The sequence below is a fragment of the Microcoleus sp. A003_D6 genome (assembly GCF_036702825.1).
Taxonomy (GTDB): Bacteria; Cyanobacteriota; Cyanobacteriia; order Cyanobacteriales; family Microcoleaceae; genus Microcoleus.
Window position 1 is genome coordinate 47,083 of the sequence record NZ_JAUBWA010000024.1, and the last position, 18,922, is coordinate 66,004.

General features: G+C 44.6%; 9 protein-coding genes. 5 read left to right on the top strand and 4 right to left on the bottom strand.

Going from position 1 to position 18,922, the window contains the following annotated elements:
* Nucleotides 1-6: 6 nt before the first annotated feature.
* Complete coding sequence (locus tag QUB70_RS09595; RefSeq protein ID WP_332979899.1) at nt 7-3,525, bottom strand: AAA-like domain-containing protein; 3,519 nt, start codon at nt 3,523-3,525, stop codon at nt 7-9.
* Nucleotides 3,526-3,552: 27 nt separating this feature from the next.
* Complete coding sequence (locus QUB70_RS09600; RefSeq protein ID WP_332979901.1) at nt 3,553-7,203, bottom strand: AAA-like domain-containing protein; 3,651 nt, start codon at nt 7,201-7,203, stop codon at nt 3,553-3,555.
* A 268-nt stretch (nt 7,204-7,471) separates the two neighbouring features.
* Here QUB70_RS09600 and QUB70_RS09605 point away from each other — a divergent pair, with 268 nt between their 5' ends.
* Nucleotides 7,472-7,846 (top strand): hypothetical protein, encoded by a 375-nt coding sequence (locus QUB70_RS09605; protein ID WP_332979902.1) that lies wholly within the window; start codon nt 7,472-7,474, stop codon nt 7,844-7,846.
* Between the two features lie 97 nt (nt 7,847-7,943).
* Nucleotides 7,944-8,570, top strand: a complete 627-nt coding sequence (locus QUB70_RS09610; RefSeq protein ID WP_332979904.1) for a Uma2 family endonuclease — start codon at nt 7,944-7,946, stop codon at nt 8,568-8,570.
* A 127-nt stretch (nt 8,571-8,697) separates the two neighbouring features.
* Here QUB70_RS09610 and QUB70_RS09615 read toward each other — a convergent pair whose 3' ends face one another.
* Nucleotides 8,698-10,020 carry an AAA-like domain-containing protein gene (locus QUB70_RS09615; RefSeq protein ID WP_332979905.1) on the bottom strand — a complete coding sequence of 441 codons (1,323 nt, stop codon included), beginning with the start codon at nt 10,018-10,020 and terminating at the stop codon, nt 8,698-8,700.
* A gap of 496 nt (nt 10,021-10,516) precedes the next feature.
* Here QUB70_RS09615 and QUB70_RS09620 point away from each other — a divergent pair, with 496 nt between their 5' ends.
* From QUB70_RS09620 to QUB70_RS09630, 3 genes are all read left to right on the top strand, one after another.
* Nucleotides 10,517-12,064: a sensor histidine kinase gene (locus tag QUB70_RS09620; RefSeq protein ID WP_332979907.1), complete on the top strand. Its 1,548-nt coding sequence runs from the start codon at nt 10,517-10,519 to the stop codon at nt 12,062-12,064.
* Nucleotides 12,065-12,289: 225 nt separating this feature from the next.
* Nucleotides 12,290-16,015 carry a GAF domain-containing protein gene (locus QUB70_RS09625; protein ID WP_332979908.1) on the top strand — a complete coding sequence of 1,242 codons (3,726 nt, stop codon included), beginning with the start codon at nt 12,290-12,292 and terminating at the stop codon, nt 16,013-16,015.
* A 196-nt stretch (nt 16,016-16,211) separates the two neighbouring features.
* Nucleotides 16,212-17,351, top strand: coding sequence for an adenylate/guanylate cyclase domain-containing protein (locus tag QUB70_RS09630; RefSeq protein ID WP_332979912.1), 1,140 nt, complete (start codon nt 16,212-16,214; stop codon nt 17,349-17,351).
* A gap of 213 nt (nt 17,352-17,564) precedes the next feature.
* Here the strand turns inward: QUB70_RS09630 and QUB70_RS09635 are convergent, their stop codons facing one another.
* Nucleotides 17,565-18,845, bottom strand: coding sequence for a recombinase family protein (locus QUB70_RS09635; RefSeq protein WP_332979909.1), 1,281 nt, complete (start codon nt 18,843-18,845; stop codon nt 17,565-17,567).
* Nucleotides 18,846-18,922: the final 77 nt, after the last annotated feature.

Sequence of the window (18,922 nt, forward strand, 5' to 3'; positions counted from 1 at the left end):
GATTATTTAACGATCGCCCGCTCGATCGCACAAATGTCTGTCTTCCTCCTTCACATCGGCATTTGTTCGCAGATAATCTCGGACGCGATCGCATCCAGAGGCTAGTACCCGATCTAACTCTACACTCTGCTCTAAATTCCAGAGAATTACTGTTTTATCCTCTGAAGCAGAAGCAAGAGTTTTGCCATCAGAACTAAAAGCTAAAGACCCCACCCGTCCGTTATGTCCAATTAAAGTAGTAATCTCATTGCCGTCACGTTGCCAAAGTTTAATCGTACCGTCACTACCCCCTGTAGCGATCGTTTTATTGTCAGGACTAAAAGCAACACTCCAAATTCCAGAGGTATGTCCCTTGAGAGTGTGTAGCAACTTACCATCACGACTCCAAAGTTTAGCCGTTTTGTCATCACTCGCCGAAACAATCACCTCACCATCAGGGCTAAAAGCTACACCAAAAACTAAACTACTGTGACCTTGAATGGTCTTAATTAACGTACCATCAAGCCGCCGCCAAAGCTTAACAGTCTTATCTCCACTGGTTGAAGCAATAACCTCCCCGTCAGGACTAAAAGCTACCCCCCAAACCCCAGCTTTATGTCCTCTGAGGGTAGTCAATTCGGTTCCGTCTAACCGCCAAAGTTTGACAGTCTTATCCCCACTTGAAGAAGCAATGATTTTGCCGTCAGGACTAAAAACAACTCTCCTCATATCAACTCGTTCTGGGAGAGTCTTCAATAAAGTGCCATCAGCACTCCAAAGTTTAACTGATTTGTCTGCACTAGCTACAGCAATAATCTTGTTATCGGGACTGATAGCAACACCACTAAACGCAGAGTTACGCCCCTCAAATCGCCTCAGTAACTTACCGTTTCTGTGCCAAAGGAAAACCTCGTTTCCACTTGATGAAACAACTAATCCTTGATTTTTGCTTAAAGCTACTCCCCAAACGCCAGCAGTATGTCTCCGCAGAATTGTCAGCAAGGAGTTGCTTAATTTCCAAAGTTTAGCTGTGTCATCAAAAGATGTCGAGGCTAGATATTCGCCATTGCGACTAAATGAAAGATCGCTAATTGCGCTGTCATGTGCTTTTAGGGCGGTGAGTAAGGTGCCGTCAATGTTCCAGAGTTTGAGTATTTGGTTATCAGAACCAGAGGCGATAGTCTCTCCATCGGGACTAAAAGCTAATGCCTGAATTCCTGCCTCATGGGCGGCAATTGTTCTTAACAAAGTGCCGTCACGGTTCCAGAGTTTAATAGTACCGTCTCCAGTGCCCGCAGCCAGGGTATTACCATCAGGACTAAAGGCGATGGATAAGACTGGAGATTGATTGGGTGAAAGCGTTTTCAGCAAGGTGCCATCGCGCCGCCAGATTTTCACGGTGCTATCTTCAGAAGCGGAGGCAATTAACTTTCCATCTGGGCTAAAAACTGCTTTTCTGACTACGCCAAGATGCCCTGTTAATGTCTTGAATAATGTGCCATTGCGCCGCCAAAGTTTCACCGTACTATCTTGGGAAGCTGAGACAATTAATTCTCCATCGGGGCTAAACTTGACGCTGTAAATTGGAGCTTTATGTCCTGTGAGAGTGTGTAAAGGTAGTGCTGCTTTATCTGTGCTATTGTTAAGCTGCCAGAGTTTAATTGTTAAGTCTCCACTCCCAGAAACGATAAGCTGACGATCGGGATCGATCGCAATTCCTAGAACGGGTGCTATATGTGCTTTGAAAGTGCGAATTAACCTGCCATCTTGATGCCAAATTTGCACGTCTCCGTCGCTTGTCCCCACAGCGACAATCTCATCATCAGGACTAATGGCTAAGGCATTCATCCAACCACTATTGCTTGAAAAACGGTTATATTCAATTGCTCCATAAATTGCTCGACGTAGCGCCGATTCAACCATGCTATTTGTCGGGCTATCTGTGCCGTTTAATAGTTGTAATTCTTTTCTGGCTTTGAGGGCTTCTATGAAGGCATCTAACCGCTTATCTAAGGCAAAGAGGGCTTCGGAATACCGCGTTATGCTTTGAATTTTACCGATTTTTTCGTTGCGTTGGCTTTGAGTGGCTTGATGATATTGTGAAAAGGCGATCGCTCCCAATCCTAAAGCTAAGATTAATGCCATACTCAGTGTTACTATAAAGTGTTTTTGTCGTTTGGCATTTTTTTTCTGCTCGAACAGTCGCGCTTCAACTTCTGTTATTCGTGCTGCTTCTAGTGCTTGTTGCACTTCGATTCGGTCTAATTCTTCACTTTGGGATAAAAACTGATAATCTAGGTCGCTTAAACTTTTACCTCGCGCCCAATTTTGAGCATCAATCAATGCTTGTCCCCGCAATAGGCGCGATTTATCTTGTTGTTTTGCCGCACCCCACGCATCTAAGTTTTGCGAGTAAGGACGTAGTAATCCTAATTTGGTTTCGATCCATTCGCTGTCAAAAATTTTTTGATAAATTCGATTTTTTACTTTCAGGAAACCTTGTTTTTTTTCTACCAAGCCACTGAGTAGCAATTCTATTTGTTCTCGACTGTCATCGGTTGGCACTGGCACGCCTTGCCAAATTTTCTGGTAAATTCCCAGCCATCTACCCATGCGTTGCTCGTTTCGCAAGATGCGATCGCGGATTGTCTTTAAATGCTCAGGTTCATCTTGCGATTCCCATTTATTGATGATGTTTTCTCTCACCACCGATTCCACAAAAAATTCCTCGGTTCCCGGTGGGATTTTTAAATCCCTGCTGTGGGATGCACCCGCTATTCTTACCACTAATTCACATATTTTTTGAGTTAAGAATGGCTGCCCTGCCGTCCAAGCTAAGATTTCTTTGAGAACTGCTTGCGGATTCGCTATGACATTTTCTAACCCTTTCGCTAATGGTTGCGCTTCTTCTAAGCTAAATCCTGACAAATCGATCGATTGTCCGATATTAAAAGGTGTCCGATTTTTATCGGCGATTAAATCGCTTGGTGTAGCTACTCCAAAAATGGCGAATGTAATCCGGTTGTATTCTGGATTAATGGATCGTTGGTTGTAACAATAACGAATTAATGCAAAAAAGTCATCGACGGGGAAATCTAAGCTTAAAATACTATCAATTTCATCGACAAATATAAAAATTCGCTCTTCCGGAAATCTCGCCAATAAAATATCTTCAATAAATTGACTCAATCTTTGCAGGAGAGAAACTTCTTCTTGTTCTTTCCACCAAGTTTTTAAATTAACTTGTCCTAACAGGTTGAAACTGCGCCACAAATCGCCAACAATTCCTTTATACCACTGCAAGGGAGTGATATTTTCGCTACCGATGCGGGTCATGTCGATCGTGCTGCATTGAAATCCTTCTGCTTGCAGTCGGTGCAGGGTGCGAACGAGAAGGGAAGATTTGCCCATTTGCCGGGAATTGAGAACGTAGCAAAACTCGCCTCGTTTTAAGGCTTGATAAAGTTCGATATCTGCTTGTCGTTGGACATAGGTAGGCGCATCGGTTGTGAGACTGCCGCCAATTTGGTAAGAGTAATCTTTCATAATTGATAGTTCATGGTTTCGGATAATTTAACGATCGCCCGCTCGATCGCACAAATGTCTGTCTTCCTCCTTCACATCGGCATTGGTTCGCAGGTAATCTCGGACGCGATCGCACGCATAACCCAGTTCATCTAGTTTGAGAATGCCCTCCACATCCCACAAAATAATAGTGCGATCGTCCCCAGCAGAAGCAATCTGTTTACCGTCGGGACTAAACGCCACCCCCCAAACGTTCCCTTCATGTCCCGTTAGCGTCGTTATTTCTGTACCGTCTATCTTCCAAAGTTTCAGTGCGCCAGTTGCGCCACCCCCCACCAGTATTTGACCGTCTGGACTGAAATCAACCGCCATCATGCCTCTAGTATTTCCCTTGAGGGTTTTGAGCAACCTGCCATCGCTCGTCCAGAGTTTAATCGTGTCATCCCTGCTGGCAGTTGCCAAAGTGCGACCGTCTGGACTAATGGCAACTTTCCAAATCGGGCTGCGATGACCCTCTAGAGTCTTGGAAAGCCTACCGTCAAGACTCCACAACCGAGCAGTGCTGTCGCTACTAGCTGAAAGCAGCCTCTGTCCGTCAGGGGTAAAGTCCACATCGTAAACCCTAGCCCGATGCCCTGTGAAAGTTTTCAGCAAAATGCCGTCCTTGTTCCACAGTTTCACGGTTTTATCGTTGCTAGCAGAAGCCAGTAGCCGACCATCTGGACTTGGGGAGATATCCCAAACTCCTGCTTCATGCCCTGTTATAGTTTTCAGCAACGTCCCGTCGAACTGCCAGAATTTAATCGTTTTATCTTCACTGGCGGTAGCAAGGATGGGTGTATTAGCAGGATTGGCAAAGCTGGCACCAGAGAGGAAAGCAACCGATCGAACGGCAGTCTTATTTCCGGCAAAAGACTTCAGCAACGTGCCCTCTCGCGCCCACAGTTTAAAACTGCGATCGGAACTGGCGGAAGCTAGCATCTGACCGTCTGGGCTGAAATCTACATCCCAAATCGTGCCGCCATGTCCGTGCAGAACTTTCGAGAAGGGGTTTGTCGGGTTCCACAGTCGGGCGGTATTGTCGTCGCTGGCGGAGACAACCATTTGACTATTGGGAATAAAGGTAATGCCTCGAATTCCCGATTGATGCCCTTTGAGGACTTTCAACAGCGTCCCGTCCGGCTTCCAGAGATTGATGGTTCCGTCGGCGCTGGCGGAAGCAATGACATCGCCTGCTGTGCTGACGGCGACTTCAAACACTTCCGAACTGTGACCGCTAAGAGTTTGTAGCAGCGTTCCGTCGGGTGTCCAGATTTTGACAGTGTTGTCAGCGCTGGCAGAGATAATGGCGGGACGTTTTACACCGCTATTGTCTGCAAGTAAAGCGAACTTAACGTCCCAAACGGTGGCGCTATGACCTTCCAGGGTTCTCACGAGTTCGCCATCTAGAGTCCAAACCTCGATCGTATTATCTGTGCTGCTAGATGCGAGCAGGTTTCCATCCGGGCTAAAGGCAATACCCCAAACTGCACCTTGATGTCCGCTAAGGGTTTTGAGCGGTTTGCCATCGGCACTCCACAGGCGAATGGTGCTGTCTTCGCTGGCGGAGGCGATGCGCTCACCGTCTGGACTCAGGGCGATCGCCCAGATCGCAGCCTTGTGTCCCTGAAAGGTTTTGAGCAGTTTGCCTTCCCGACTCCACAGATAAATGTTGCCGTCCACGCTGGATGTTACCAGGCGCTGGCTGTCGGGACTAAAACGAAGGGCGTAGACGCTGCTGATCGTGTGTTGGAGAGTATGCAGCAAGGTGCCATCCCGTTGCCATATCTTGGCTGTTTGGTCGCCGCCTCCGGTGGCGATCAGTTGACCGTCTGGGCTGACATCAACTGCCAGAACCGGGCTGGAATGCCCCGACAAGCGATTGAATTCTGCCGTTCCGTAGATGGCTTGTTGCAGCACTTGTTGAACTTGCGATCGCAACTGGGGGCCCGAATTAGCGAGAATGCCGAGCCTGCGTCTGGCTTTGATGGCAGTCACGAGGCTGTCTAATCGCTGTTGGGAGGCGAATTGCCCGGAGGATAAGGAGGTGAGGGCTTGAATTTCGCTGGTGGCGGCGCGGTAATATTGCCAGAGGGCGAAAATGGCGGATGCGATCGCCACTATCAGCAACCCACTCAACGCTGCAATAAACTTCCGCTGTCGCTGTGCTGTCTTTCTTTCATAAGCTACGCGCTTGCGTTCTTCTGCGAGTCGCGCTTCGACTTCTTTAACTCTTTCTGCTTCCAGTGCTTGCTGCATTTCCAGCTTGTCTAATTCACTAGAAGCAGCTAAAAAGTGATAGTCCAAATCGCTCAAACTTTTGCCTAGCGCCCAAGCTTGAGCCTCTTTCAAAGCTTGTCCTCGCAGCAGTCGGGAAGAATCTGTTTGTTTGGCTGCAATCCAAGTTTCAAAAGTTTGGGAGTAGGGACGTAGTTTTCCTAATTGTTTTTCTACCCATTCGAGGTTAAAGACTTCTGCATAAATGCGGTTTTTAACTTTGAGTAATCCTGCTTTTTTTTCGACTAATCCAGATAGCACCAGTTCGATTTGTTCGCGGCTGTCGTCGGCACAGATCCCCCCTAGCCTTAATAAGGGGGGTTCTGATTGTCCCCCCCCTGGATAAGGGGGAGTTAAGGGGGGTTCTGATTGTCCCCCCCCTTGATAAGGGGGGGTTAGGGGGGGTTCTGATTGTAAGATTTGCTGATAAATGCCTAGCAATCTTCCGGCGCGTTGTTCGTCACGGAGAATGCGATCGCGTATCGTTTTTAAATGCTCCGGTTCGTCTAGGGATTCCCATTTATCGATGATGCGCGATCGCACCAAACTATCCACCCAAAATCCCTCTGTTCCAGGGGGAATATTTACTAATTGTCCCACCGTCTCAAGGCTAGCTCTGTACGCCAAATAGCAAAGTTTATGGGTGAGAAATGGCTGTCCTGAAGTCCAAACTAATATTTGTTTGAGAACCGCATCAGGATTACTTACGGCACCCTCTAATCCTTTAACTAATAGTTGGGCTTCCTGCCGTTCAAAACCCCGCAAATCTATAGCACGACCGATATTAAAAGGAGTTCTTTTTTTGTCAGCAATTAAATCGCTCGGCGTAGCTACTCCAAAGATTGCAAAACTAATGCGATTATATTCTGGATTAATCGCTCGCTGATTGTAGCAAAACCTGATTAAGGCAAAAAAATCATCGACAGCGAAATCTAAACTGAGAATGCTATCGATTTCATCGATAAATATAAAGATGCGATGTTCGGGAAATTTGACCAGCAAGATATCTTCAATAAAATGACTCAATCTTTGTAGAAATGAGACATCTTCTTCGTCGCGCCACCAGGTTTTTAAATTAACTTGCCCCAAAAGATTGAACCCGCGCCACAAATCGGCGACCATTCCTTTATACCACTGTAAAGGGGTGATGTTTTCGCTGCCGATGCGGGTCATGTCGATCGTGCTACATTGAAAACCTTCTGCTTGCAATCGGTGCAGGGTACGGACTAAGAGAGAAGATTTGCCCATTTGTCGGGAGTTGAGGATGTAACAAAATTCCCCAGCTTTTAAAGCTTCATAGAGTTCGGAATCTGCTTGCCGCACCACGTATGTAGGCGCATCACTGGCAAGACTACCGCCAATTTGGTATTTAATATCAATCATGGTTATTCATCCAATCATTGATGGTTTCAATTTTCACATATAAAGGTGCAGTTGTAATTCATGATGATATCATAAAAGTTTGCGATCTTTTTTTATACACAAGTTAAATTCGAGTGCAGGGAAGATATGAGTCAGTTATCGCCAGAAAGAATTATCAAGAGATTGGCAATATTGTTGCAACGATTTTTCTTGTCGGAGTGGGGGATTTATCATAGAAGAGCTAAAATAGTTACAAGAGAGTTTAATTTCTTTCAATCAGGAGCAACAAATGAGTGGACTATTTAAAATTTTAGAAAAAATTAGAAGTAAACCGGGGATGTATTTAGGTCAGCCGTCGGTGAGTAATTTGTTCATGTTTTTAGTGGGATATGAATGCGCTCGCAATGAGTGGGGGATTGAACTGAGTGAGGATGAAGATGATTTTTATGGGGAGTTTCAGCCTTGGTTGCAAAAGAAACTCGGAATTATGACGGTTAGTTCTTGGGCAAAGATGATTATGCTTTACTGTCACGATGAAAAGACTGGTTTTGAGCAATTTTTTAAGTTTTTTGATGAGTTTAAACGCCGCGATCGGAGGAGAGAAAATGAGCCGGAGAGCTTGCCGAACGAGTCGCCCATACTTATATCAAGTTTAGTTGATTAATTAGAATTTACCGTTATGCGTAAGTCCTATTTGCGAAAGATATTGACAGAAAATTAGCTGTGATTTATGATAGACTAAATTAAAACAAATAATTAATATGCTCGTTCAAGAACAACAAGCCCAGTCTAAACAAATGACCCTAGACGAGTTTCTGGACTGGTACCCAGACGGCTATGGTCGCTTTGAACTACATGATGGAGCCGTTATCGAAATGCAAGCAACTGGAACTCACGAACAGGTGGGGGGTTTCCTCGCGCTTGAACTGGGAGTTCAGATTGAACGTTTGGCTTTAGCTTATTTCATTCCCCGCCAAGGAATTATTAAGGCTGTTGATTCTGATAAGTCAGGCTACATTGCAGATGTGATGGTGTTAGATTGGCAACAAATCGAAACGGAACCGATGTGGAAAAAGCGCTCGACTATTACCCGAGGTGAAACTATCCGTTTAGTCATCGAAGTTGTCAGTACGAATTGGCAAGATGACTACTTGGTGAAGTTAGCAGAATATGAAAAACTGGCAATTCCTGAATACTGGATTGTCGATTATTTAGGGTTAGGCGGCAGAAGATATATTGGCAACCCCAAGCAACCAACTATTGCCGTCAACCAATTGGTTGACGGTGAGTATGTAGTTAATCAGTTTAGAGGTGATGAGGTGGTGCGATCGCTTGCCTTTCCTGACTTAAATTTAACTGCTGAAAATATTTTTCATGTGGGGCAATAATAGACCTCTTGCAAAAATAATTAGAACGGGCTCTCCGGCCCGTTCCACAAGAAAAAATAACTCTTGTGGAACGGGCTCTCCGGCCCGTTCCATCAATTGATGAAAGGATTTTTGCAAGAGGTCTAATCTAAATAAAGTTTTGCGAACCAAAATACAGGCGGTACAACTCGCAGCTTAGCGTACAGCGGTTGTTATCGATATGAATCAGCCCCATACTAACTAATTTAGAAGCTATTATCGGATCTAATTCCACGCCACGCTCAGATTTTACCACTTGTTTAAGTGCAAATGCGAGTTCGGGATACTCTTGCAATGTCACCCAAAAACTCCGCAAGTAATCTTTATAAATTCCCACCATTGTGGGAGCTTCTTGTAGTAGCATATCTAGCGTTACACTGCTTTGACAGAGGTAGTAAAGAGCGAGCCGCACCAGATAAGGATGCCCCCCCACCATTGCCATCAGTCGATCGCCATCGGGGCTATCTGTCCAGTCCAGTCCGTGACGCTGCGCTAAAGCAAGTATCTGCTCTTCTGTAAAATAGGGCAATTGCAGCGGCAAACCGACATTAAAAGGCGATTCATTGAGCTTTAAAGGAATATAAATTTCTGTGGAGTGAAGAACGATTAACCGCAGTTTTTTTAGGGTTTCAATCCGCTTTGCTTCTTCATGCCAGCTTCGCAACAGCGGCAAAAATTCTCGGGCAATTTTTGGATACTCGAAAATCCTATTGACTTCATTTAAAGCTAAGACAAGCGGGCTATTTATTTCTGCTAATACATATTGTTGCAAATAGATGGTGCAGCTTACTTTGCTACCCATATCTTCATCCCAATAATCATCTAACATGGGTGGCAAATCTAGGTTACGGCTGATGTTGGCACAAAACCAGCGCAAGAATTTATTGAGGTTGTCTAAAATAGCTTCCTCGGCTTGCTGAAAATCCAAACTTACAGTTCGGTAGCCAAGAGAGTTAGCACGATCTAAAATCCTTAGCAGGAGGGAACTTTTACCCATTTTCCTGGGAGCTTTAATCCGCAGAACACTTCCAGGTTTGGTAATTTCTCGATACGCGAGTTCTTCAATTAGCGGGTGATTGATATAAAATGGCGAATCGAGGGGTACGGGAGAGCCGGGAAATTCTAAAGGTGTTGCTAGGCATTGGCTGCGGAGGAATTCTTGAATTAATTCTCGTTCCTCTACCGTCAGTAAACGCGATTCTAGAGAGGAGCGAAAATTTGATTTGTTAATAGGTATCTGTAAGATTTCAGAGAGGGATTGCCACAAACCGGAGGCGATGTTTCTCAGGTAATGTTCTCCGTAATGAGAGGCCGATGCGATACTTGCATAAGTCTTTCCTTCCCAAACTTGGCGGAGTATGATTTCTTGTACGGGATGTAAATCTTTTTGCGATCGGGCACGAGTTAGCTGTAGTACCTCATCTATCGTCATAATTTCCAATTCCCTCTAAGTGTATCGTTGATATTATCACTTTTGAGAGACTGTAAAGCTGAGAGCGATCGCGTCTTCGATGGCGATGCGATCCTGAAGAGAGATTTCTCAGGGGGTAATCAGGTCAAATCCGTTAAATCTTGTAGTTACTCCGCTACCTTACTGGTCGCTGAGCGCTATGACCCAATTTCAAGCCGCTGGCGCTTCTACTTGAAACGGAGCTGCCTCAGCGCTCAGCTTTTGGCATTCGTCAGTAAAAATGTCATGTAGATGTCACAATTGGTCGTGAAGTCACAATTAAAAATGTGACAGTTGACGCTGCTAAAGCTTAGTCAATTGATGCTAATATAATTAAAATTGTTTATTTAGAGCTCTGCATCTGCTCATCACAAGTATTAAGTCCAAAAGCCTAATTCTTCTTTGTGTGGGAGCAGTTTTTTTAATCCTACTGTAACCCCCCTCTGAAAAATACTAGCAAATAATTAGGGTTGATTTGATGCAAATGGTTCATGAGATGTTTTCTAATTATTTTATTCCTCACGGTCATTGCTATTTGTGGAAGCCTGGATTAGTGGGGCTGCACGTTTTGTCCGACGCTTTGATTGCCGTCGCTTATTTTTTGATTCCCCTGACGCTGATTTATATTGTCAAGAAGCGGAAAGATGTGCCTTTTGACTGGGTTTTCATGTTGTTTGGCTCTTTTATTATCTGCTGCGGGATTACCCATATTATGGAAATATGGACGCTGTGGCATCCTAATTATTGGTTCTCTGGTTTTCTTAAAGGGATTACGGCGCTGGTTTCGCTATGTACAGCATCTGTGCTGGTGGAACTAATTCCAAAAATCTTGGCTATCCCCAGTCCCGATCAATTGGCTGCGGCAAATTTGGCTTTACAAAATGAGATTGGCGATCGCGAACAAGCTCAGGAAGCACTCTCGCAATTAATGCTGGAGTTGGAAAAACGGGTTTTTGAGAGGACGCTCGCTTTAGAAGTTGCTAATGAACATTTGCAACAGGAAAATCGCGATCGCTCCTTGGCTGAAAATTTATTGCGGCACTCTGAAGTTAAACTACTAAAACAAACTCAGCAGCTAGAGAACACTCTACAACAACTCAAAGGCGCTCAAACTCAGCTCGTGCAAACAGAAAAAATGTCATCTTTGGGGCAAATGGTAGCTGGGGTTGCTCACGAAATCAATAACCCTGTTAACTTCATTTATGGCAATCTGATTCCGGCCCAGGAATACATTCATGAGCTTGTGGAATTGATTAAGGTTTATCAAGTTTATTACCCCACTCCTGCGCCGGAAATTGCAGACAAGATTAAAAGCATAGAGCTCGATTTTATTTTAGAAGACGTACAAAAACTTTTTAGTTCTATCAAAACTGGAGCAGAGCGGATTAGGGAGATTGTTAAATCTTTACGCACTTTCTCCCGCTTAGACGAAGCCGATATGAAAGAGGTAAATATCCATGAAGGTATCGACAGCACTTTAATGATTTTGCAGCACCGCTTGAAAGAACAACCAAAACGTCCGGCTATCCAAGTGATTAAAGAATATGGAGATTTGCCCCTGTTGGAATGCTATGCTGGACAGCTCAACCAAGTATTTATGAATATTTGTTCTAATGCTATTGATGCTTTAGAACAGATGGCGCAGCAGGGACATTCGACCAAAGACTATTGGAAAAATAATTTCGATGAACACTTACACAACACCCATTGCCAACTGCTAAAAATTCGCATCCGCACGCTTTTAGTTGATGGTAAGTGGGTGCAGATTCGCATTGCTGATAATGGCAGTGGCATAGATGCTGACGCGATCGCTAAAATTTACGATCCGTTTTATACGACAAAACCCATCGGTTACGGTACCGGGCTGGGGTTGGCGATTTCTTATCAGATTATTCAAGCCCATGATGGTTATTTGCGCTGCACTTCCGAGGTTGGCAGAGGTACTGAGTTTATCATTGAAATTCCTTTGCGATCGCCACCTCACTCCCAAGCAATGTGTTACGATAGAGTTTTAATCAGGCGGTAAAAACTAACTCATTCCTAGACGGACTCTAGCGGTACTGCAAGGTTTGAGATTCTTCGCGCTTAGCTCAAAATGACATCATTACGTTGTTAGTGCGTCCCAGACTGTAAGTCATTCCCAATCCTGCTACAATTTTCGGTTGCTTTCACTTTTTTGCCTGTTTTTTGCCTGTTTTTTGCCTAACTCAGGCATAGTTCACATCGATATCATCTGTCAAGAATAAAAATTATGTGGGAATTACTCAAAAATATTTTTTCCCCAACTCAGTATATGCCGCACGGTCACTGCTATCTGTGGCAAACGCCTTTAGTGTGGCTGCACATAACTGGCGACTTTTTAATTGCGATCGCCTACTATTCAATTCCGGCGATGCTGATTTATTTTATCTTCAAGCGGCGCGATGTTCCTTTCTTAGGAATATTTGCTTTGTTTGGTGCATTTATTATTCTCTGCGGCACGGGTCACTTGCTAGAAATTTGGACGCTGTGGCATTCGGCTTATTGGCTGTCGGGGATTGAAAAAGGAATTACTGCACTCGTTTCCTGTTACACGGCAGCCTCGATGGTAACGCTATTGCCACAGTTTTTATCTTTAAAAACTCCCCAAGAATTAGAGGTCATAAATCGCAAGTTGCAAAGCGAGATTGCTGTGCGTGAAGATGCAGAATTAGCGCTGCGACACGCTCATGATGACTTAGAAATTAAAGTCCAAGAGCGCACCGCACAGTTGAGTGAAATTAACAGTTATTTAGAAGCAGAAATTAGGGAAAGAATTGCCGCTGAATCGGCTTTGCGCGAACGAGAAATTAGGTTAACAGAACAACAAACTGGTTTGCTAAAATTAGCAAGAACTTCTAGTATCTATGAGGGAAATATCGACGAGGCGTTGAGAGAGATTACACAAATGGCAACCCGTACTCTGAATGTTGAGCGGGGAAGCGTTTGGTTTTTTCAGGAAGATAAATCTGCAATGTGCTGTGCCGACCTCTACGAACTGACGGCCAATCAACACAGCGGGGCTGTAGAAGAACGGAAGATTGCTGACTATCCTACCTATTTCCTGGCTGTAAATAAAGAACAGGCGATCGCAGCGGTTGATGCCAAAACCGATCCGCACACCCTAGAATTTAGCGAATCTTATTTGATGCCTTCAAACATCTCGTCGATGCTAGATGTTCCTATTACCCATCAAGGACGATTTGCGGGTGTAATTTGTTTGGAACATCAGGGAACGCTGAGGAATTGGACGCTCGACGAACAAAGCTTCGCTAGCTATTTGGCACAGATCGCAGCTTTAGCGATGGAAGCTCGCGATCGCAAGCAAGCAGAGTTAAAATTGCGCTCTGTCACCGAACGCTTGCAGTATTTGCTGGCGGCAACTCCAGCGGTGATTTTTAGCTGCAAATTAGGCGGAAATTATGACGTAACATTTGTCAGCGAGAACATTATTTCAATGATGGGCTACGAAGCGCGAGAATTTATTGATGGTTCCCTTGATTGGCATAGCCTCGTTCACCCAGAAGATCGAGAGGTTGTTGATAGTTCATTCGATCAAATATTGGAAAAAGAATCGATTTCCTACGAATACCGCGAGCGACACAAAGACGGTAGTTATCGCTGGATATACGATGAGGTTAAGTTAGTCAAAGATGCTGCTGGCATACCTGTGGAGTGCGTTGGTTATGGAGTAGATATTACTGCTCGCAAACAAGCGGAAATAGCCTTGCAGCAACAAGTAAAAAGGGAGCGGCTGGTCAATTCCATTCAAGAACGGATTCGCTCCTCTCTTAACCTAGAAGAAGTGATGACAGTGGCTGTTGAAGAAGTCCGCCAGTTTTTGTCAACTGATAGAACAGTTATTTACCGCTTTAATCCAGATTACAGTGGATTTATAGCCGTCGAGTCGGTAGCCGCCGATAGGATGTCGATTTTGGGAATTGATATTAACGATCCTTGCTTTCAGGAACACTACGTCTCTGTTTACGAGCAGGGACACCTTCGCGCGATCGACAATATTTATACGGCAGGTATTTCAGAGTGCCACATTAATTTACTGAGTCAGTTTGAAATTAAAGCTAATCTCGTAGTTCCCATTTTGCAAGGTAAAAAATTATGGGGGCTACTCATTGCTCATCACTGCCGCAGTCCAAGGGTTTGGAACTCTTCGGAGATAGAATCTCTCCAGCAAATTTCCGTGCAGCTAGCAATTGCCATCCAGCAATCCATCCTTTTTGAACAAGCAAAAACTGAAATTGCCGAACGCAAATTGGCAGAAACAGCATTACAAAAAGCTGTCGTAGCTGCTGATACAGCTAACCGCGCCAAGAGCGAATTTCTTTCTTCGATGAGCCACGAACTGCGGACTCCCCTGAATGCCATTCTGGGATTCAGTCAGGTGATGGTGCGCGATTCTTCTTTAAACAATCAACACCAGCAGCATCTAGAAATTATTAATCGCGCTGGCGAACACTTGCTTTCCCTGATTAATGACATTTTGGAAATGTCCAAAATTGAAGCGGGCAGAAGTCAGCTTAATGACAGCAGTTTTAATTTAATGCGCCTGCTAGAAACCTTAAAACAAATGTTTCGCCTAAAAGCTAAATCTAAGAAATTGCAGCTAAATTTTGAAGTGGTTGAGGGCGTACCGCACTTTGTTAATGGAGATGAAGGTAAATTGCGTCAAATTTTGATTAATCTGGTAGGAAATGCGATCAAGTTTACAGAGACGGGTAGCGTTAGCTTGCGAGTGAAAATGAAGGTAGAAGAAAGCTGGGCGGTTGAAACCGCAGAGTTTGCGGGGACACAAACAAAACCCGCCGGCGCGAGTTCCGAACAGTCCGAAACTTTGGCGGTTGAAACCGCATCTTGTCAAACCAAACCCGCCGGCGCGGGTTCTAATCAGTCCGCGCAGGCGGACTTAGATTGTGTAGACGCGAATTCTATTCGCCCGGTATTTTTGCAAAACTTAGATTGTGCCGACGCCAATTCCATAAACCCGGAATTTTTACGCCTTCAGTTTGAAATTGAAGATACCGGCACTGGGATTGACGCAGAAGAGATAAATAAGTTATTTGAACCATTCGAGCAAACAAAAACAGGTCGTGAATCTCAACAGGGTACTGGATTAGGTTTACCAATTAGCCGCAAATTTGTACAAATGATGGGAGGGGATATTACTGTCAGCAGTACGCCTGGTGTGGGAAGTAAGTTTGCATTTGATATTGAAATGAGGCTTGCCGAACCCAGCGAGATTAAAATGCTTCAACCGCATAAAAAAGTAATGGGTTTAGTACCGAATCAACCAGAATACCGGATTTTGGTGGTTGACGATCGCGCCGATAACTGCCTAGTGATAGAGAGATTATTGTCACCACTAGGCATCCTCGTCAAAGAAGCTAGAAATGGTCAAGAAGCTATTGCTGTATGGGAGGATTGGCAACCGCACCTGATCTGGATGGATATGCAGATGCCAGTCATGAATGGCTATGAAGCCACCAGAAAAATTAAAGCTCATCCTCTCGGAAAACAAACCGCGATCGTTGCTCTCACTGCTAGCGCTTTTGAAGAGGAACGCAAAACGATTTTAGAAGCAGGCTGCGATGACTTCATGCGTAAACCCTTCGAGGCCAAGATATTATTTGCGAAAATGGAAGAACTTTTAGGAGTGCGTTACATTTACGAGGAATCTGTTGATGCCCCACTAGAAAATGAAAGCAAAATTAGCGGCGTGACCAGCAATCAATCTGTAGAATCACAAATCGCTCAAATGCCTATTGAGTGGATCGAGAAGATATCTCATGCTGCTAATGAATGTTGCGACGATAAAATCCTTAAGTTGATTGAGGAAATGCCTAGAGAATTTGCTTTAGCCGCACAAATTTTAACTACTTTAGTGCATGATTTCCTATTTGACGATATTATAGAGCTAGCGCAATCGGCAGTTGCGGCGCGGTGAGAATACCAGTTTCCAACTAATCTCAACTTAGGAGGAGATCCTATCTGAAAAAAGACCTAAGATTCACCACCAACGACCTCTCCCGCTCCTTTATTTTTAGGAGAGAGAATCGGAAGTCATAATGTTTCGATTTTTTCTCCTAAAAATTTTTAACTGTTAATATCTTTTATATTAAAAAACTACCGTGAGCGATCGCATGGACAGCAATCAATATCCTACAATTCAAGCCACAATTCTAGTAGTTGATGATAAACCAGATAACGTGCGGCTTTTATCAACGATCCTAACTGAAAAAGGGTATCAGGTTCGTAAAGCGCTGAACGGGCAAAGGGCGATCGCTACAGTGCTGGAGTTTCCGCCTACTCTAATACTGCTGGACGTAATGATGCCAGAAATGAATGGTTATGAGGTGTGTGCAAAGTTGAAAGATTCACCAAAAACCCGTGCCATTCCAGTGATTTTCTTAAGCGCCTTAGATGATGTTTCAGATAAGGTGAAAGCATTTGATGTGGGAGCAGTTGACTATATTACGAAACCTTTTCAAGATAAAGAAGTATTGGCACGAGTGGCAAATCAGTTAACAATTAAAAGTCAACAAAAGCTACTTCAAGAGCAAACGAAGCAATTAGAAGAAGTTGTCGGACGTTTGCAAAACGAAATTAAAGAGCGACAGGGGGTGGAGCTAGCTTTACGCCTCGCTCAAAAAAAGTCGGATCATTTATTGCTAAATATTTTACCCGAAGCGATTGTTGAAAAGTTGAAAAAAGGCGAGGGTACTGCTGCCGAGAGGTTTGACTCAGCAACAGTCCTATTTGCCGATATTGTTGGTTTTACTTCTCTTGCTGCCAGAAATTCACCTCTGGAATTGGTGAATTTCCTAAACCAGATTTTTTCAAAGTTTGACCAACTAACTGAAAAACACGGTTTGGAGAAAATTAAAACGAGTGGGGATGCTTATATTGTAGCAGGGGGGTTGCCGGTGCCGATGGCAGATCATGCAGAAGCGATCGCGAATATGGCGTTGGATATGCAGGATGCGATCGCTGAGTTTAAAACTGACACGGGCGAACCTTTTCAAATTCGGATTGGCATTAATACAGGCCCAGTAGTTGCTGGCATAATTGGCACTAAAAAATTCATCTACGATTTGTGGGGAGATACTGTTAATGTTGCTTCTCGGATGGAATCTCAAGGATTACCGGGGTATATTCAAGTTACTACTGCTATTTACGAGCAGTTAAAAGATCGGTATGTATTTGAGGAAAGAGGCGCGCTCTCAGTCAAAGGTAAAGGAGAGATGATCGCCTATTGGCTAAAGGCTAAAAAAGACAGTTGACAGTTGACAGTTGACAGTTGACAGTTGACAGTTGACAGTTGATAGTTGACAGTTGATAGTTGATAGTTGATAAGTGGTAGGGTGCGTCGCTCGAAAATAGTTGCCAGCAGCGAGAGTTTTTCGTGGCGACGCACCCTACGCAATCGTGGATGATAAAGGGGTTTTCTGACCCGAATTTGGTGGTATCAATTGTTAATTGTCAATTTTTCAATCTTAAAAAATGAAAATTATTTGCAGCTTTACTTGTGAATTTTCTCGTACTATCTCAATGCGATCGATAAATTCTCGAAAGTAAAACCTGCGTTCTGATTCTGACAAATCGAGCCAAAATTGGGGAAGGGAAACTGTTTGGGCAGTTTCTCGCAAATTTACTGGGGGCATTTGTGCGAGTTTGCTTTGCATTTCGGCAATTTCGGCGCGGATTTTGTAGGCTCTCAATTCGGCAGTTTCTGTGTCTAATATGCCGTTTTCAATCAGGGCGGAAAGTTGCTCTATGATTTCTTGTTTCGATGCGATCGCCCCGCCAATTCCTGCTTTAATTCCATTCATGTCGGGCATTTGCAGCCCAGCGACAGCATCGGGCAAATCCCGGCAAATTCCTGCGATGGTTAATTGCAATACTTCGTCGTAGGAAAGGCCGCTGCATTTAGGCTGTTTTGGACAGTTAATCGGTCGCAAATAAAGGTATTCTTTGTCTTTGCGGTATGCTGTGACTTTTGCAACTGTCATGGACGACTTGCATTCCGAACAAATTGCTAAACCTGCGAGGGAACGGGGGGCGCTGGCGGTGCGGGGAGGAAGGCGGCGGTTGCGGCGCAGCAACCGGTCTACTTGGGCGGCTTCTTCTCTGGAAATAATCGGGACGTGGGTGTTAGAAATTACTTGGCCGTTTTGATATTCCAAATCGCCTCGGTAGGCGGAATTAGTCAGCCAGCGGCGGCCCGTACTGACAGAGATTTTTTTGTTGTATTTTTTGGCTAAATAGCGCACGGAACCCCGCAAAGAACCGTAGATCAAAAAGTGTTCAAAAAAGTCTTTGACGGCGGGGGCGGCGGTGCGATCGATCGTGTAGCGCTCTTTGCCGCGCCGATAGCCGTAGGGAGCCTTGCCCGGTGGAGTCCGGGATTTGATGCGGTTGCGGGCGTGTCCTTTGCGAATGCTGCGGCTGTGTTGGCTGCGCTGGAGTTCTGCGAGGATTTGCAGCAAGTTTTTGCGGTTTCGCGGTTCTGTTTCTTCTTGGACAATGATTTCGACGCCGAGGGTTTCGAGTTGGGCGAGGTGGGCGCACACTTGCTGTACTGTGTCGCCGAGTTCTTCAAAGCGCTGAATTAATAAGTATTTGACTGGTTCTGTTTGGCAGTCTTTGAGGAGTTGTTGCAGTTGTTGCCGCCCTCCTAAGTCTTGATATATTCGATCGACCTCTTGGCCCCAAATTTCCGGTGCGGGTGCAGCTTCGAGTAGGGGTTCGCTGTAGCTGTAGGCGATGATTTTCATCTGCTTTGTAAAACTTATCTAAACTTACCTAAAGCCATCTTTAGACACAATTCGGAGTTTACTTCCTACGCTGTTGG

Coding starts and splice junctions, on each gene's coding strand:
- QUB70_RS09595 (WP_332979899.1), bottom strand. CDS start 3,525: ATGAAAGATTACTCTTACCAAATTGGCGGCAGTCTCACAACCGATGCG.
- QUB70_RS09600 (WP_332979901.1), bottom strand. CDS start 7,203: ATGATTGATATTAAATACCAAATTGGCGGTAGTCTTGCCAGTGATGCG.
- QUB70_RS09605 (WP_332979902.1), top strand. CDS start 7,472: ATGAGTGGACTATTTAAAATTTTAGAAAAAATTAGAAGTAAACCGGGG.
- QUB70_RS09610 (WP_332979904.1), top strand. CDS start 7,944: ATGCTCGTTCAAGAACAACAAGCCCAGTCTAAACAAATGACCCTAGAC.
- QUB70_RS09615 (WP_332979905.1), bottom strand. CDS start 10,020: ATGACGATAGATGAGGTACTACAGCTAACTCGTGCCCGATCGCAAAAA.
- QUB70_RS09620 (WP_332979907.1), top strand. CDS start 10,517: ATGCAAATGGTTCATGAGATGTTTTCTAATTATTTTATTCCTCACGGT.
- QUB70_RS09625 (WP_332979908.1), top strand. CDS start 12,290: ATGTGGGAATTACTCAAAAATATTTTTTCCCCAACTCAGTATATGCCG.
- QUB70_RS09630 (WP_332979912.1), top strand. CDS start 16,212: ATGGACAGCAATCAATATCCTACAATTCAAGCCACAATTCTAGTAGTT.
- QUB70_RS09635 (WP_332979909.1), bottom strand. CDS start 18,845: ATGAAAATCATCGCCTACAGCTACAGCGAACCCCTACTCGAAGCTGCA.